Origin of the sequence: Sphingomonas sp. IC-56, assembly GCF_021043375.1 — a bacterium.
Lineage (GTDB): Bacteria > Pseudomonadota > Alphaproteobacteria > Sphingomonadales > Sphingomonadaceae > Sphingomonas.
On record NZ_JAJNDV010000006.1, the window covers coordinates 147,081 to 163,241 of the forward strand.

Sequence of the window (16,161 nt, forward strand, 5' to 3'; positions counted from 1 at the left end):
CAGCGGGGGCCTTTACCGCCTCCGCTGCGCCAGCTCCGCGACGATCTCGGCATGGGCCCGGCGGCGCAGCGGGTTCGCCATCATCAGGACGATGGACAGCGCGACGCAGGCCAGCGGCACGAACGCGATCGCCAGCCGCAATCCTTCCAGCGCTTCCGCGGACTGCCGGAGGTTCGCCTCATAACCGATCACCCCGAGCGTGAGGCCGAACAGGCCGGTCGCCGCGCCGATGGCGGTTCTTTGCAGCAATGCCGCCAGCCCGAACACGGCGCCTTCCAGCCGCGCGCCGGTCGCTCGCTCGCCCCACTCGACCGTGTTGGGCAGCATGGCCCAGAACACGATGTGCACGCCGGTCAGCAGCAGCTGGATCGCCACCAGGAACAGTCGCATGGTGCCGATGTCCCGCACCGCCACCAGTGCGAACAAGCCCAGCAGCAGCACCGCCGGGGCTGCGGCGAGGAACCAGGTCACGCGCCCGCCCGCCTTGCGGCAGATGATCGTCCATACCGGCACCGCCGCCGCGCCGATCAGCCCCATTGCCGCCAGTGCCACTTGCCCGGCCTCTTCGTTGCTGAGTTCGTACTTGTAGTAATAGAGCACCGACTTGGACAGAAAGGTCGAGGCGATGGTGATCGCCGCCATTGCCGCGTTCAGCGTCACAAAGGCGCGGTTGGCGGCGAGAGCCGTGAGCGCGGCGCGGAGCGAGACCGGCGCTTGTGCGGCGGGTGCCTCGCGCTCGGGCACCAGCCAGGCGACCAGCAACAGGATAAGCGATCCAACCGCCCCGAACACCGCGGCCGCCGCGAAATAGGCGCTCGCTCCGGTGCCGCCGGTCAGCCAGCGGCCGAGCGACACGGTTCCCAGACTTACCGTCACCATCGCCGCCGTGCCGAACAGCATGCGCAGCCCGGCCACGAGCGCGCGGTCGCCAGCGTGGGAACTGACCCGCGCGGTCATCGCCAGATAGGGCACGTTGACGGCCGCGTAGGCGGTCCGGAACAGCAGGTGCGTGACGAACACGATGGCAGGCGCCCAGCTGCCACTGCCTATCGGTGGGAGATAGGCTAGCACGAAGCAGAGCCCCAGTGGGATTGCGCCAAGGCTCAGATAGCGGCGATAGCCCTGTTCCCGATGCCGGTCAGCCAGCACACCGACGGCGAGGCTCACCAGTCCGTCCCAGACCAGCGCGGCCATGTAGGTCGCCGCCGCCCAGCCGACCGGCAGCCCCAGCGCCTCGGTATAGTAGAACAGGAGGAAGAGCATGACGCTCTGCCAGTACAGGTTGAACGCGAAGTCGCCCGACGCGAAGAGCACCAGCCGCCAGAGGCTGGATCTGCTGGTGGATTGCTCACCGGATACGGTCACGGCGGTTGTCTAGCGGCTAAGCAGGCCGAACTGAAGCGGGGATGGCCACGGGTTGCTGCTATTCCCGGAAGCTGCCATTCGTTGCAGATGCCGGTCCGGACGGGCGGTTCGGGAGTTGCTCCCGTACATGGACCCAAAAGGATGCGAGAGGGGTTCGGCGGTAGATGAAGGTGCGTAGGGTTGCGCTGATCGGCGCGGTGCTGCTGGGGGTGATCTCACTGGCGGCATGGCTGTTCTGGCCCCGTGCCGTCGCCGTCCAGATCATCGAGGTGAAGCGCGCGCCCGCGGTGCGGATGCTGGCCGTCAACGGGACGGTCCGGCCGCGGCTGTCGGTGGAGGTGCAGGCACCGGTTGCGGGGACGCTCACTGCCCTGCCCTTCGACGTAGGCGCACGGGTGCGTGCGGGCGAGTTGCTGGCCCGGGTCGACGATGCGCCGCAGCGCGCGGCGATTGCCGAGGCGGTGGCCGCAGTGTCTGCGCAGGAGGCGGTCCTCGCCCAGGCGCGGCGCGATCTTGCCCGATATGTCGCGCTTGGCGAGTTCGTGACGCGCCAGCGCCGCGAAGAAGCGCGGCTGGCGGTCGACCAGGGTGTTCAGGAGCTCAACCGCCGCCGGGCCGTGGTGGTCCAGGCGCGCGAAGTGCAGCAGCGCTACGCGGTACGCGCGCCCTTTGCCGGGGTGATCCTTGAGCGGCCTGTGGATCCGGGGCAGACGATCGGGGTGAGCACGGTTCTGTATCGCCTGGCGGACCTGTCGGCGCCGGAGATCGCGGCGGAGGTCGACGAAACCTATGCCGCCGCGATTGCGGTCGGGGGCGAGGCACGGATCGCCCTGCCCGGCCGCTCGCAGCCGCTGCGCGCGACGGTGGTGCATGTCGAGCCTCGGGTGGATCCCTCGACCGGCGCGCGCGAGGTTCGCCTGCGCGCGTCGCAGCCGCTCGACGGGCTGCCGTCGGGGCTGACCATTTCGGTCAACCTCATCATCGAGCGCGAGGTCGCGGCGATCAGTATCCCGCGCAGCGCGATCCTGCGGCCCGACAGCAATCCCAGCGTGCGCGTGGTCGACGCCGATGGGAAAGTGGCCGAACGCAGCATCCGCTTTATCGACTGGCCGGCGGAGAGCGTGACGGTGACCCAGGGGCTGGAGCCGGGCGCGCGCGTGCTGGCCGATCCGCAAGCGGCCACGCCTGGAACCCGCGTCCGCTCGCGCAGCTGAACGATGCGCTATGCCACCAAATTGGCGGTGCGCCACTTGCTGTCCAGCCCCGGGCAGTCGGCGTTGCTTGCGGTGGGCGTGGCGCTGGGGGTGACGGTGTTCATCTTCATGAGCGCATTGATCGGCGGCCTTGCGACCCTGCTCACCCAGCGCACGGTGGGCAGCATCCCGCACATCACCATCGAGATGCGCGATCGTGACCCCCGCGTCCTGCCGGTGCCCGGTACCCAGCAGACGGTGGTCCAGAAGGACCTCAGCCGCCGCGAACAGATTGCCGTGTGGCAGCCCTTCGTGCCCGTGATCGAACAGACCCAGGGCGTCACCGGCGTGTCGCCGCAAATCCGTGGGAGCGCATTCATCGAGCGCGGCCAGGCCGTCGCACCCGTGGGGGTGACGGGCGTCACCCCCGGCAAGCCGTCGGTGATTGCCGATATTGAAGCCGCGCTAGTCAGTGGCGAGGCGCAGTTGCCCGCCGACGGTATCCTGATCGGACGGACACTGGCCGAGGAGCTGGGCGTGCGCGTGGGTCAGGTGCTGCGGGTGGTGTCGGACCGTGGGCGCGAGCGCAGCTTCAGGATCGGTGGGATCTTTGCCCTGGGTATCGCCAGCGCGGACCGCCAGGCGGTCTACATGAACTTCACCGCGGCACGCGCGCTGTTCGATCTGCCCACGGGCGTCTCGCGCATCGAAGTGAAGGTCGAGCCGGTCAACGACGCCCCCGCAATCGCCGAGACGCTGCGCCGGGCGACGGGGCTAAAGGTGACGCCTTGGACGCAGGAGAATGCACAACTCTTCGATGCGCTGGACGCGCAGGGGCGCACGGGCACGATCATCAAGGTCTTTGCCCTGATCACCATCATCGTCGGCATCTCCAGCGCGATGCTGCTCTCGATCGTGCGGCGGCGGGCCGAGATCGGCATCCTACGGGCGATGGGAGCGAGCAAAGGCCTGGTGACGACCGTCTTCGTGCTTGAGGGAACGCTGATCGGGGCCACCGGGGCGATCGGCGGTGCGCTGCTCGCCTGGGCCGCGCTGGCGCCGTTCCCGCCGGTCAGCGAGGTCGCACAGGGCGGGCTGCCGATCGATACCGGCCAGGGGCAGTTCCTGCTCGCCGTGCTGCTGACCACCGGCGCTGCGGCGCTCGCCTCGATCCTTCCGGCGCGGCGCGCGGCGGGGATCGATCCCGTGGAGGCGATCGGACAATGAGCCAGGAAGCGCTCCTTACCGTCCGCAACTTGACCAAGACCTTTGGCGAAGGCGAGGCGAGCGCCACCGTACTCCACGGGATCGACCTGGACTTCCGGCCCGGCGAACTGGCCGCGCTGCTCGGGCCGTCGGGATCGGGCAAGAGCACGTTGCTGACCATATTGGGCACCCTGCTGAAGCCCAGCGGCGGCACGCACGAGATGCTGGGCGTCGATCTTGCCGCGGCCAGCGACACCGAGCGGACGCGCTTTCGCAACGAGCATATCGGCTTCGTCTTCCAGTTCCATCATCTGCTCCCCGACCTTACCGCGCTCGAGAATGTGATGATGCCCGCCGCCGCCAGTGCCGGGCGCGAGACTGGGGCGATGCGATCGCGTGCCGCCGAGCTGCTCGACGCGGTCGGTCTTGCGGACCGCAGGGGGTACCGCCCGGCGGCCATGTCGGGCGGGCAGCGCCAGCGCGTGGCGGTGGCGCGGGCGTTGATGAACCAGCCCGAGCTGGTCCTGGCCGACGAGCCGACCGGGAACCTGGACCGCCAGTCCGCCGACCAGGTGATGACCCTGATCAGCAGGATGAACGCGGAAACGGGGTGCTGCTTCCTGATCTCGACCCACGACGAACACATATCCGCGCGGTGCCGCCGCCAGGTGGAATTGCTCGACGGTCACCTGGTGTAGCGAAGCAGCCCCGCAGCCGCCGGGTCACTCCGTACGATTCCTGACCCCCCGAGAGACGTCACCTTATCCTTCTATAACGGAAAGGAGGATATCCGATGGCACTGCTCGCTTCCGAGCGGCGGCCGATCAGAGAGTGATGGGTTCGACCGGGCATGAAGCGTTACCTCCAAGACGGTCGCGTCGGGCGCTGGAGCGCAAAGCTCCACTTTGCGCTTCTCGCCATCGTTCCGTTCGCGCTGATCCTGCCCCCTGCCCAGGGAACCATGATGATCCTGCCCGTTGCCCCCGGGGCCGAGGCAGCCATCATCTGGGCAACCCGGTCGGGCGCGAGGCTGATCGGGCAAGGTCCGGTGCCGGGCAGCCTGGTGGTGGAAGCATCCTCGGCGTCCTTATGGGCCGCGGCGCTGCGCAACCGGGCGGTTATCGTACGAGCAGGGTTCGCCGGGTGCGGATCGAGTGGAGAGTTGAAATGACGGCCATGAACTTGAACACGCTGCGCCTGATGGGTGTGCGGGTTCTTTCCGCAACCACGGCGCTGCTTGCGCTGATCACCGTCATTGGCGGGGTTGTGACCGGCCACGACGGCGCGACGATCGCGGCTGCCCTGGCGATCGGCCTCACGATCTATCCCGTGCTGGCAGCCCTTGGCGGCCGCGTCGATCAGACCGCGCGCCTTTCGGTCGCAGCCAGCATCGTGGCGCTTCCCGCGCTCATGCTGTTCGTGTTCGAGGGCACGGCATGGCAGACGGACCTCCACCTGGTCTTCTTCGCCGCACTCGCGATGGTGACGATCCTGTGCGACTGGCGCGCCATTGCGCTCGCCACCGGGGTGGTCGCCGTGCACCATCTGACCGTCGGACTAGCGATGCCGAACTGGGTGTTCCTGAACGGCGGCTCGTTCGGGCGCATCCTCATGCATGCGGTCATTCTCCTCGCAGAGGCCGGCACGCTCGCCTGGATCGCGCAAGGCGTGGTGTCCCTGATCGCCACCATGGAAGCGGGCGAGCGCCAGCGCGTGGCGCTTCAGGCCGAAACCGATGCGGAACGCACGCGGACCACCGAAGAGCTCAAGACCGTGATCGCCAACCTGGAATGCGGCCTCACCCGGCTAGCCGAGGGCGATCTGACGCGGCCGATCGATGTTGCCTTTCCTCCGGCCTTTGAGAAGCTGCGCAGCGACTTCAATGGCGCGGTCACGTCGCTTTCCGACCTGATCCGCATGCTCACGCACACTGCCGCGACGATCGATGCGGGCTCACGCGAGATCGCCCAGGCGTCCGAGGACCTGGCCCGCCGTACTGAGGCGAATGCGAGCGACCTCCAAATGAGCACGGCGGCGATCGGCGAGATGGACGGCCGGCTGCGCAAGGGCGCCAGCGCCGCGGAAGCCACCGTGCAGCGCGCCGACCGGACGCTCACCATGGTCGGCAATGGCCGCTCGATCGCGAGCGGCGCCGCCCGCGCGATGAGCAGCGTGTCGGACAGCGCCAAGAAGATCGACGACGTGATCGAGGGGCTAGACAAGATCGCCTTCCAGACGCGCGTGCTTGCCATGAATGCAGCGGTTGAATCAGGCCGCGCCGGAGAGGCTGGGCGCGGCTTTGCCGTCGTCGCGGATCTGGTGGCTTCGCTGGCGATGCGCGCCGAGGAAGAAGCGCAGCGCGCCCGCGAACAACTGACCACCACCCAGAGCGAGATCGCGGTTGCGGTGGAGATGGTCGGCAAGGTCGACGGCGCGCTGGCCGAGATCGACACCGACGTGACAGAGGTTCACGCCTTGCTGCGCAACATCGCGAGCGACAACAAGGGTCAGGCCTCGGCGATCACCGAGATCAGTACCGCCATCAATTCTATGGACCGCGCGACCCAGCAGAATGCCGCCATGGTCGAGGAAACCTCCGCCGCTGCCCGCAACCTGGCGCACCAGGTGAGCGAGCTGACCGTGCAGGCGCGCCAGTTTGCGGTAGAAGAAGAAGCTTCTCGCCTGGCTTCCACCAAGGGGCGGCGACGCGAGCGGTTTGCAGCGGACGCGTTCGCAATCGCCTAATTCGAGCACTGGCTTGGCCGGAGGTCTGATTCTCCTGTCACTCGGCCACTTGCTTGCACCCGTTACCGTAGATGCTGACCACCACTATTTCGCTCAAGTGGGCGACTATGCCGCACTCGGCTGCGCTTAGCGCTCCCTTCCGAGCCTAGCGTCGGGCTCGCTGCACTCGCACCACCCTAGCCCCCTCCCTTGCAGGGAGGGGTGCTCCAAGGGGTGACGGTCGATACGACCTCCTTCTGCTTTCAGAACCAATATCTTCACAGCCGCGGTCCGTTGGGCCGCGGTTGAGGGCCGTCACGCCAGCGTGAAACGACAGTCCTCCGATCGTGAAAGCAAATAGGCATCACACTGGGCGCAATATCGGCGATGCAGCTTCTTCGCCTGATCTAAAAATCTGAGTGAAGATCCTCCCCATCCCGGGGTTGGACCTCAGTTTTTTGCGAGTGAAAGCATGTCCTGGTTCGTGGCTGACGCGCCGATCCGATTGAAGCTGCTGATCGCGTTCGGCATCCTGTTCGCGCTGGTTGCGGTGCAGCCAGTCGCGGCCTGGTTAATCGCACCCTCGAGCGTGCAATGGCTGGGCTTCGGCGCCGCGGGTGTTGCCGCGGTGCTGGGCTTCATGTTCCGCCGCGCAATCGCCGACCCGTATGTCAGCACCGTGCTGCGCATGGAGGCACTGGCCGCCGGTGACCTCGACAGCCCGATCGCTCATACCGAGCATAGCGACTGTGTCGGCCGCATGACCAAGGCGATGTTCGCCTTCCGCGATGCCGCCAAGGTGCAGATCGCCCTCAACGCCGAAGCGCAGAAGCATGGCGCGCTGGTCTGCGGCATGGGCGCCAACCTGAAGGAGCTCGCAGCCGGCAACCTGACCGCGGAGATCACGGCGGAGTACCCGGCCGAGTATGCCGAGCTGAAGCTGAACTTCAACGAAGCGGTGTCGAGCCTGCGCACCCTCATCGGTTCGGTGACGGCAAGCGCGGGAACGATCCGCAACGGCTCGAGCGAGATCGCGCAAGCGTCGGAATCGCTTGCCCGGCGCACCGAAGCCAATGCCGCGAGCCTTGAGCAGACCTCCGCCGCGATCGCCCAGATCGACGGGCGGCTGAAGACCACCGCCGCCGCCGCAACCCGTACCGTCGAGCGCGCAGATGGTGCCATCACTTCAGTGGGTGCCGGCCGCACCGTCACTGCCGAGGCGGTCCAGGCGATGCACCGCGTCAGCGAAAGCGCCAAGGGCATCGACAGCGTGATCGAGGGGCTCGACAAGATCGCCTTCCAGACCCGCGTTCTCGCGATGAACGCGGCGGTGGAGGCTGGGCGCGCCGGTGAGGCGGGCCGGGGCTTCGCGGTCGTCGCCGACCTCGTCTCTGCCCTCGCGATGCGCGCCGAGGAAGAGGCCAAGCGCGCGCGGGACCAGCTCACCGTCACCCAAAGCGAAGTCGTGACCGCCGTCGGCATGGTCGAAAAGGTGGACGGCGCGCTCGCCGCCATTTCGAGCGACGTGGACGAAGTCCATGCGCTGCTCAGCACCATGGCTACCGACAACCGGGCGCAGGCGCTTGCGATCAGCCAGGTCAGCCAAGCCGTTTCGACCATGGATCATTCGACCCAACAGAACGCGGCGATGGTCGAGGAAACGTCAGCCGCGGCGCGCAACCTAGACGCTGAGATTGCGACGCTTACCCGCCAGTCGCAGCGCTTCAGAACCGGCGGCGATCACGCGCCTGCCTGGCAGGCGCGTCCCGCTCCGACGCGGGCCTACGCCCTCCACTGATCCCCAACTCTCGGCTCGAAAATGCCCCGTGTGAAGCTTCCGCTTCACACGAATGGCCCCCCGCGTCCCAACCACAGGCTTGCTTCATGATCTCCAACGCACGGACTTCGCAGCGCACTCGTAGCAGCTGCCCGCTGCTGCGCGCCGCCGTTTGCGCCGTGCTGGCGGGAGCCCCCCCCGCGCTCGCCCAGCAGCGGGCGGGCACGCCCATCGTCAACGTCGCGGTCGCCGACGCGATCATGGACAGCGGTCCGGCACGGATTGCTTCCAACGCCGCAACGCTGCGGATCGACGAACTGCTCGGCATCACCCTGCTGGCATCGACGAACGCGATCGCGGTTGAAGGTGCCGGTTTTGCAGCACCCTTCGTCATCACCAACGCTGGCAATGGCGTTGAGCGCTTCGTACTTGCCGCCACGCTTGAGGGCGTTGCGGGCACCGTGGTCGGCTTCGCGATCGATGGCAACGGCAACGGCGTGTTCGACGCTGGCGAGACGGTGCTCGGCACCGCCCTCACGCCGGTCCTTGCGCCGGGCGAAGCGATCCGGCTGCTCGCCGTGCTGGCGCCGCTGCAGAGCGTGCCGGCGAACGCTGCGCTCAGCATCTTCTCACGCGCGCAGACCGGATCGGGCGCCCCCGGCACCATCTATCCCGGACGCGGCGACGGCAGCACCGATGCGATAGTCGGCCCAACGACGGCCGAGGCGACGATCCGGTTCGCGCTGGCGCGCGGCGCCTCGCCTGAAGCGACGCTGGTCAAGTCGCAGACGCTGGAGTCGACGGGCGCGACCACGGGCATGCGCGGCTCGATCATCACCTATTCGCTCGCCGCCAAGTTCAACGGCGGCGGCACTGCCCGCGGTGCTTCGGTTGTGGATCCGATCCCGGCCGGCACTGCCTTTGTTCCCGGCAGCCTGACCCTTGATGGCGCCGCGCTCAGCGACGCGTCTGACGGCGACGCCGGCAGCTTCGACGGCACGCGGATTGCCGTCGCCCTTGGCGACATCGCCACCCCGCAGACCCGCACCATCCAATTCAAGGTCACGATCCAGTGAGGAGTAGTTCCATGCGCATGTCCCTGTTGCTTGTCGGCTTGGTCGCCGCGGCCCCGGCTATCGCCGGTCCGGTCGAAATTCAGTCCACGGTGCTCGCCGAAAAGCGCGCCGCCGCCGCTGACGGCACCACACGCGTCAGCCTCGTCCCCGCCGGCCGCGTCACGCCGGGCGACCGGGTCGTTTATCAGATCGAATACCGCAACAACGGCAAGCAAGCCGCTGGCGGTCTCGTGATCGCCAATCCGGTTCCGGCGGCGATGCAATATGTCAGCCCGGCCGAGGGTTCCCTCGCGCCGGAACTGTCCGTCGACGGCACCACCTTTGGTCCGCTCTCGACGCTCAAGGTCCGCGATCGCGGTGCGGTTCGTCCCGCCGTTGCCGCTGATGTCCGCGTGGTCCGCTGGCGCATCGCCCAGCCGGTCGCGCCCGGTGCCCGGGGGTCGGTCGCCTTCCGCGCCGTCCTCAAGTGATTTCCCTAACCAGCAACGAAGAAAGTCCCGTTCGTCATGTATAAGCCTAACTTGCGCACCACCCTGCTCGGCGGCGTCGTATTTGCCGCCAGCATCACCGCCAATGCCGCTCAGGCACAGCAGACCGCCGCCGGCACTAGCGTCAACAACCAGGCGACTGTCACTTACGAAGTCGGCGGCGCATCGGCATCGGTGTCGTCGAACGTCGCCAGCTTCGTGGTCGATAAGAAGGTCAACTTGACCGTGGCCGAAGTCGGCGGCGCGCCGACGCAGACGTCGATCAACGCCAGCGATCAGGTGACGACCTTCACCGTCACCAACCTCACCAACGCGGTGCAGGATTTCCGTCTTCAGGCGGACCAGCAGCTCGTGTCGATTCCCCTGCTCGGCACCGATAATTTCGACATGAACAACCTGCGGGCGTTCGTCGACAGCAACGGCAACGGCACCTATGAAGCCGGCGTCGACACTGCGACCTTCATCGACGAACTCGCGCCCGAAGGCGTGGTCACCGTCTTCATCGTTGGCGACACGCCCAACCAGCCGGGTGCGGACACCGCCATCGTCTCGCTGAACGCCATCGTCGCCACCGGCGGCAATCGCGGCACGCTCGGCGCCGATGTGACAGCCAGTTCCACGCTGGTCGCTGACTCGCCCACCACGGTGGAAACGGTGTTCGCCGACGACACGGGCCTGCTCGACAGCCTGCGCAACGGCCAGCAGCGCGCGTTCGACTCGTTCCGGATTTCCACTGCCGTCATGTCGCTGGTGAAGAGCGCGACTACGATCAGCGATCCAGTCAACCTGCTGGTCAACCCGCATCCGATCCCCGGCGCAGTGATCGAGTACTGCATGCGCGTGAACAACGCCGGTCCAGGCGCCGCCAGCAATATCGCACTGGCCGACGCTGTCCCGGCCAACAGCACGTTCGTGCCCGGCTCGATCGCCGTCGGCACATCGGGCTTGCTCGGCGCCTGCATTCTGCTCGGCACCTCGGAAGACGACAACAACACCGGCGCTGACGAGACCGACCTTTATGGCGGTTCGTTCGACGGCACGACCGTGCGGGCGATGCTGCCGACGGTGGCAGCGGGCACGTCCATGTCGGTCGCGTTCCGCGTGACCGTCAACTAAGCGCCCGCGTCTTTCAACTACCCCCCTCCACCACCGGCACGCAGGAAACCCCTGCGTGCCGGAATGGGAACCTGCATGCTGCGAACCCCTGCCCCTTCGCGCGCCTTTGGCCGCGCCCTGGCCCTAGCCATCGCCGCGCTGTCGATCCCGACAGCGGGGGCGCAGACGATTCGCAACACTGCCACCCTCAATTTTCAAAGCGCCGCCGGCCCGCAGCAGATCGCGTCCAATACCGTGACGCTCGATCGCGCGAAGCGCCCGACGCAGATGCGTTTTCGCGAAACCCCGCCCGGCTACACCTACTCGGCCAACATGGCCTGTCAGACCGACCCGTTTCTCCAATTCACCCCAGGCCTTGTCTCGCCTGCCCAGCTCGCCGCCTCGTCACCCCTCGTGGCGGTCGAGCAAGGGCAGGAGTTCATCATGGAACTCGACGCTGACGGTGAAAACCACGACCCTACGAAGCGGGAAGTCGCACTAGTCGACGCCGCGTCTGACTCCGAGCAGATCAAGGTGGCGTTGACCGAGACGGGCGAGAACACCGGCATCTTTGCAGGCGCCATCCCGGCTTCTGGAACGAACGTGTCGAACCGCGCCTGCGACATTCCAGCGCGTGCGAAAGGCAGAATTCGCATTTCGTTCAGCGGAAGCGAAGACAGCTTCACCTCCGATGCCTTCATCCTGGTCGATCCGGAAGGCTATTTCTTCGACTCGCTCACCGGCGAGTTGATCGACGGCGTCATCGTGACGATGATCGACGAAGCCACCGGCAAGCCGGCCGAGCATGTGTTCGGCGATGATGGCGTCAGCGAATATCCCAACACGGTCGTGTCGGGAACCAGCGCCACCGATGCGAGCGGTGAGGTCTACAAGTTCTCGAAGGGGAACTATCGCTTTCCCCTGGCGCCCAAGGGCACCTATCGCCTGAAGTTCACGCCGCCCGCAGGGTATCGCGGTCCTTCGATCGTGACGCCCGATGTCGTTGGCAAGCTCAGCGGTCCTCCCGGGCTGTTCCGCATCAGCGATGCGTCCTATGGCGGCACCTTCGATCTGGTCGATCCCAACCCAGTCTATATCGACATTCCGCTCGATTCCACGGCAAGCGCCGGGAGCTTGGTCGGCAATCCGGTGCTGCAGAAGACCGCTTCGGTGCGCGAAGCGTCGCCTGGTGAGTTCATCCAGTACCGTCTGGACGTCAGCAACAATCTCGACGCTCCTACCATCAGCGAAGTGCGGATCGACGACACGCTTCCCTCTGGCCTGCGCTACCGCGCCGGTACCACCCGCGGCGCACCCGAGCCCGTGCTCTCCGCCGATGGCCGCACCCTAAGCTTCACCCTGCCGCGCATGGGCGGCAAGGCGGCGGCGGCGATCAGCTATGTCCTGTCGGTCACCCCCGGCGCGCGTCAGGGCGAGGCAGTGAACCGTGCGGTCGCCCGCACCATGGCCGGCCGCGGCAATGAAGCGAGTGCCTCCGTGCGCATCCGCCCGCTGCTGATGACCGACGCAATGACGCTCACCGGCCGCGTGACCGAAGGCGGCTGCGGCGATCCGCTGCGTGGGCGCAAGGGCGTGCGGGGCATCCGCATCGTGCTCGAGGACGGAAGCTTCACCGTCACCGACGCCGATGGTCTGTACCATTTCGAGGGCGTCCGCCCGGGCACCCATGTCGTCCAGCTCGACACCGCCAGCATTCCGGCGACGCACAAGCCCGCCACCTGCGACACCGACACCCGCAGCGCCGGCAGCGACATCTCGCGCTTCGTCGAGGGCAGCGGCGGCAGCCTTCAGCGTGCCGACTTCCAGCTGGTGCCCACCGGCGTGAAGGCTGAGGCTGCCGATGCCCTGCCGATCACCGCTGCCGACGATGCCGCCGCCGCGGGCAACCGCAGCGACTGGCTGGACCAGGCGACGCCGGGCACCGACTGGCTGTTCCCGCAGGTCGACCACAACCCGCGCTCGCCCGCCGTCCGCGTCGTGATCCGTCACGCCCCCGGTCAGCGCGTCGCGCTCACCGTCAACGGCAAGCCGGTCGACACGCTGAGCTTCGACGGCAGCGATGCCGATGCCGCACGCGGCGTCGCGATCTCGCGCTGGACCGGTATTCCGCTCGACGAGCGCGACAACCGCCTCCAGGCGCGCGTGCTCGATGCCGATGGCAAGCTCGTCACCACGCTCCACCGCACGGTCCATTACGGCAACGTGCCGCTCCACGCCGAGCACGCCGCCGGCAAGTCGCGCCTCGTCGCGGATGGCCTCACCCGCCCGCTGGTGGCGATCCGCGTCACCGACCGCGACGGCCGCCCCGTGCGCGCCGGCACGCTGGTCCCCTTCCGCGTCGACCAGCCCTATAGCGCCGCGCAGGAAACCGAAGCACAGCAGGGCCGCGCGCTTGCCGGCATGAACCGTGCCGAGGCCACTGCGCGGGTGATCGGTGACGACGGCATCGCCTTTGTCGCGCTCCAGCCCACCACCCACGCGGGCACCGCGCACATCACGATCAAGCTGGCCGATGAGGGCCTGACCAAGATCAGCGACATCAAGGCATTCCTCGCCGCCCCGGCGCGCGACTGGATGGTGGTCGGCTTCGCGCGCGGCACCGCCGGCTTCGACATGCTGCGCTCCAAGAGCCGCGGCCTGGCGCGCGGCGACCGCAACCGCCTGACCAGCGACGGCCAGATCGCGCTCTATGCCAAGGGCCGCATCAAGGGTTCGTGGCTGATGACCATGGCCTATGACAGCGACCGCGCCTATGACGCCGATCGCGGCCTGCTCGGCACGATCGACCCGAACCGCTATTACACCGTGTACGGCGACAACAGCGCCCAGGCCTATGACGCCCCGACCAGCGGCAAGCTGTACCTGCGGCTTGAGCGCAAGGCATTCTATGCGCTGTTCGGCGACTTTGAGAGCGGCCTCGTCGACACGCAGCTGACTCGCTACAGCCGCACGCTGAACGGCGTGAAGGCCGAAGCCGCCGGCAACACGGTGATGTTCAGCGCCTTCGCCGCGCATGACGAGGACCGCTATGGCCGTGACGAGATCCGCGGCAACGGCCTGTCGGGCCCGTACCGACTTAGCGCCCGCGATATCGTGCCGAACAGCGACAAGGTGCTGATCGAGACCCGCGACCGCCTGCGCTCGGACCGGATCGTCGACAGCCAGTCGCTCACCCGCCACATCGACTATGACATCGATCCGCTGTCGGGCACCCTCACCTTCCGCCAGCCGATCCTCAGCCGCGACGCTGATCTGAACCCGGTCTACATCGTCGTCGACTATGAAACGCTGGGCCGTGGCAAGAAGCTGGCGGCGGGCGGCCGCGGTGCGGTCAAGCTTGCCGATGGCAGGGTCGAAGTCGGCGCCAGCGTGCTTCACGACGAAGCGCAGTCGAACGCGACCGTTGCCGGCATCGACCTGCGCGCCAAGCCGATCGACAATGTCGAGATCCGCGCTGAAGTCGCCACAGGTGGCCGCGACGGCATCCGCTCGGCACAGGCCATGCTGGCCGAGGTCGAGCATCACGGGAACGGAGTCGATGTGCTCGCCTATGCCCGACGGCAGGATGTCGGCTTCGGCGTCGGCCAGCAGAATGGCGGCGAGGCCGGCACGCAGAAGGTCGGCGGCGACGCGCGCGTCCAGCTCGGCAACGGCCTGTCGACCGTCGTCTCGGCGTGGCACCAGGACGACCTCACCAGCAACGCCAGTCGCATCGCAGGCGAGGCTCGCATCGAATATCGCCGCGACTCCAGCATGTTGTTCGCCGGCGCGCAGCTCGCGGGCGACCGCACTGCCGATGGCGAGGATCACAAGTCGACCCTGCTCACGCTGGGCGGCACCCAGTCGCTGCTCGACAACAAGCTCGAGCTCACCGGCCAGGCACAGCTCGCACTGGGCGGCCAGAATGACAGCACGGACTTCCCTGCCCGCCAGCAGCTCACTGCGAGCTGGCGCGTGCGCCCGGGCGTGCGCCTGATCGGCGGCTACGAAGTCGCGCAGGGCCAGGATTACACGGCGCACAACGCCCGGGTCGGCTTCGAGGTATCGCCCTGGACGGGGGCCCGCCTGCTCTCCACGATCAACAACCAGGCGACCCGGACCGGCAGCGGCGAGAACGGCACCCGCGCCTTTGCGCAGTACGGCCTCGCCCAGTCGCTTCCCCTTGGCAAGCACTGGACGATCGACGCCACGCTGGACGGTGCCCGCACCGTTTCGGGTCAGGTGCCCGACACCACCCTGGCGCGTCCGGTGATCGGCAGCTCGATCCTGGGCCAGGAAGTCCGCGAAGGCGACTTCATCGCACTCACCGCGGGTGCCGGCTATCGCAGCGAGAGCTGGTCGTGGAACGGCCGCGCCGAATACCGCACGTCCGAGGTGTCGAAGCGTCTGGGCTTCACAAGCAACCTGCTGCGCCCGCTGGGCGAGGGCAAGACGCTGGCCTCATCGCTGCGCGCCTATCGCACCACCGACCAACGCGGCCGCTCGGTCTCGTCGGTCACCGGCGATCTCGCGTTGGCGCTGCGCCCGATCGACAGCCGCTGGTCACTGCTGGAACGCGTCACGCTGCGCAACGAAAGCGCCGACCAGGGCGTCACCAGCAACAACGTGCTCGACGTGCCGACCTTCGCCCAGGGCACGCTCGCCACTTTCCGTGCGATCAACAGCCTGGCCGTGAGCTATCGCTCGGGCGACGAGGGCGGCGCGCACGGGATCGAGGCGAGCCTCTATTACGGCGCGAAGTATGTCCGCGGCCGCTATGCCAACGAGACGCTGGATGGGTTCATCGACGTAGTCGGTTTGGAGATCCGCAAGGACATCCGCCGCAATCTCGACATCGGCTTGCAGGGCAGCGTCCAGCACAGCTGGACCGAAGGCACCGCGGCCTTCTCGTTCGGCCCCACGGTCGGCGTGTCACCCGGCAAGGACCTGTGGGTCGGCGCAGGCTATAACGTCGCCGGCTATCGCGACCGCGACTTCGAGGAAGACCGTTACACGCGGCACGGGGCCTACGTGACTCTACGTGCCAAGTTCGACCGCTCTATTCTTGGAAACATTCGAGACATGTTTGCAGGAGGTCGCAAGTGATCGCCGCGGATGACTCCATCAACACTACAGGAACTTGCAGTAATAAGGGTTTTTACCTGATTGTGAACTGCGCAAATATCGCGTCAAGTCACGGCGATGAATGGCCATACTTCCGGGCAGGGGTGCAAGGA

The 16,161-nt window shown here is 67.3% G+C and carries 11 protein-coding genes; 10 read left to right on the forward strand and 1 reads right to left on the reverse strand.

Annotated features, from left to right (window positions below; translation table 11 throughout):
* Nucleotides 1-12: 12 nt before the first annotated feature.
* Entirely contained in the window at nucleotides 13-1,365 is a 1,353-nt protein-coding gene (locus tag LQ953_RS10180; RefSeq protein WP_231030677.1) for an MFS transporter, read from the reverse strand.
* Between the two features lie 164 nt (nucleotides 1,366-1,529).
* Here LQ953_RS10180 and LQ953_RS10185 point away from each other — a divergent pair, with 164 nt between their 5' ends.
* The 10 genes from LQ953_RS10185 to LQ953_RS10230 all read left to right on the forward strand — a co-directional run bounded on the left by LQ953_RS10185 (nucleotide 1,530) and on the right by LQ953_RS10230 (nucleotide 16,030).
* Nucleotides 1,530-2,579: an efflux RND transporter periplasmic adaptor subunit gene (locus LQ953_RS10185; protein WP_231030680.1), complete on the forward strand. Its 1,050-nt coding sequence runs from the start codon at nucleotides 1,530-1,532 to the stop codon at nucleotides 2,577-2,579.
* A 3-nt stretch (nucleotides 2,580-2,582) separates the two neighbouring features.
* Complete coding sequence (locus LQ953_RS10190; RefSeq protein ID WP_231030681.1) at nucleotides 2,583-3,785, forward strand: ABC transporter permease; 1,203 nt, start codon at nucleotides 2,583-2,585, stop codon at nucleotides 3,783-3,785.
* Nucleotides 3,782-4,462 carry an ABC transporter ATP-binding protein gene (locus LQ953_RS10195; RefSeq protein ID WP_231030683.1) on the forward strand — a complete coding sequence of 227 codons (681 nt, stop codon included), beginning with the start codon at nucleotides 3,782-3,784 and terminating at the stop codon, nucleotides 4,460-4,462. The genes LQ953_RS10190 and LQ953_RS10195 overlap by 4 nt, the downstream gene beginning before the upstream one ends.
* 152 nt (nucleotides 4,463-4,614) lie before the next feature.
* Nucleotides 4,615-4,935: a hypothetical protein gene (locus LQ953_RS10200; RefSeq protein WP_231030684.1), complete on the forward strand. Its 321-nt coding sequence runs from the start codon at nucleotides 4,615-4,617 to the stop codon at nucleotides 4,933-4,935.
* Entirely contained in the window at nucleotides 4,932-6,509 is a 1,578-nt protein-coding gene (locus LQ953_RS10205) for a methyl-accepting chemotaxis protein (RefSeq protein ID WP_231030686.1), read from the forward strand. Before LQ953_RS10200 ends, LQ953_RS10205 begins: the two co-directional genes overlap by 4 nt.
* A 451-nt stretch (nucleotides 6,510-6,960) precedes the next feature.
* Nucleotides 6,961-8,286 (forward strand): methyl-accepting chemotaxis protein, encoded by a 1,326-nt coding sequence (locus LQ953_RS10210; RefSeq protein ID WP_231030688.1) that lies wholly within the window; start codon nucleotides 6,961-6,963, stop codon nucleotides 8,284-8,286.
* An 86-nt stretch (nucleotides 8,287-8,372) separates the two neighbouring features.
* A complete protein-coding gene (locus LQ953_RS10215; RefSeq protein WP_231030690.1) occupies nucleotides 8,373-9,341 on the forward strand; it encodes a DUF11 domain-containing protein in 969 nt (322 codons plus the stop codon).
* Nucleotides 9,342-9,352: 11 nt separating this feature from the next.
* Complete coding sequence (locus LQ953_RS10220; RefSeq protein WP_231030691.1) at nucleotides 9,353-9,811, forward strand: DUF11 domain-containing protein; 459 nt, start codon at nucleotides 9,353-9,355, stop codon at nucleotides 9,809-9,811.
* Nucleotides 9,812-9,847: 36 nt separating this feature from the next.
* Nucleotides 9,848-10,945 carry a DUF11 domain-containing protein gene (locus LQ953_RS10225; RefSeq protein ID WP_231030693.1) on the forward strand — a complete coding sequence of 366 codons (1,098 nt, stop codon included), beginning with the start codon at nucleotides 9,848-9,850 and terminating at the stop codon, nucleotides 10,943-10,945.
* A 75-nt stretch (nucleotides 10,946-11,020) separates the two neighbouring features.
* Nucleotides 11,021-16,030 carry a DUF11 domain-containing protein gene (locus LQ953_RS10230; RefSeq protein WP_231030694.1) on the forward strand — a complete coding sequence of 1,670 codons (5,010 nt, stop codon included), beginning with the start codon at nucleotides 11,021-11,023 and terminating at the stop codon, nucleotides 16,028-16,030.
* Nucleotides 16,031-16,161: the final 131 nt, after the last annotated feature.

Excerpts from the sequence above, each read along its gene's own strand:
- LQ953_RS10225 (WP_231030693.1), top strand. The coding sequence starts at position 9,848 with ATGTATAAGCCTAACTTGCGCACCACCCTGCTCGGCGGCGTCGTATTT.
- LQ953_RS10195 (WP_231030683.1), top strand. The coding sequence starts at position 3,782 with ATGAGCCAGGAAGCGCTCCTTACCGTCCGCAACTTGACCAAGACCTTT.
- LQ953_RS10185 (WP_231030680.1), top strand. The coding sequence starts at position 1,530 with ATGAAGGTGCGTAGGGTTGCGCTGATCGGCGCGGTGCTGCTGGGGGTG.
- LQ953_RS10220 (WP_231030691.1), top strand. The coding sequence starts at position 9,353 with ATGCGCATGTCCCTGTTGCTTGTCGGCTTGGTCGCCGCGGCCCCGGCT.
- LQ953_RS10200 (WP_231030684.1), top strand. The coding sequence starts at position 4,615 with ATGAAGCGTTACCTCCAAGACGGTCGCGTCGGGCGCTGGAGCGCAAAG.
- LQ953_RS10190 (WP_231030681.1), top strand. The coding sequence starts at position 2,583 with ATGCGCTATGCCACCAAATTGGCGGTGCGCCACTTGCTGTCCAGCCCC.
- LQ953_RS10230 (WP_231030694.1), top strand. The coding sequence starts at position 11,021 with ATGCTGCGAACCCCTGCCCCTTCGCGCGCCTTTGGCCGCGCCCTGGCC.
- LQ953_RS10215 (WP_231030690.1), top strand. The coding sequence starts at position 8,373 with ATGATCTCCAACGCACGGACTTCGCAGCGCACTCGTAGCAGCTGCCCG.
- LQ953_RS10210 (WP_231030688.1), top strand. The coding sequence starts at position 6,961 with ATGTCCTGGTTCGTGGCTGACGCGCCGATCCGATTGAAGCTGCTGATC.
- LQ953_RS10205 (WP_231030686.1), top strand. The coding sequence starts at position 4,932 with ATGACGGCCATGAACTTGAACACGCTGCGCCTGATGGGTGTGCGGGTT.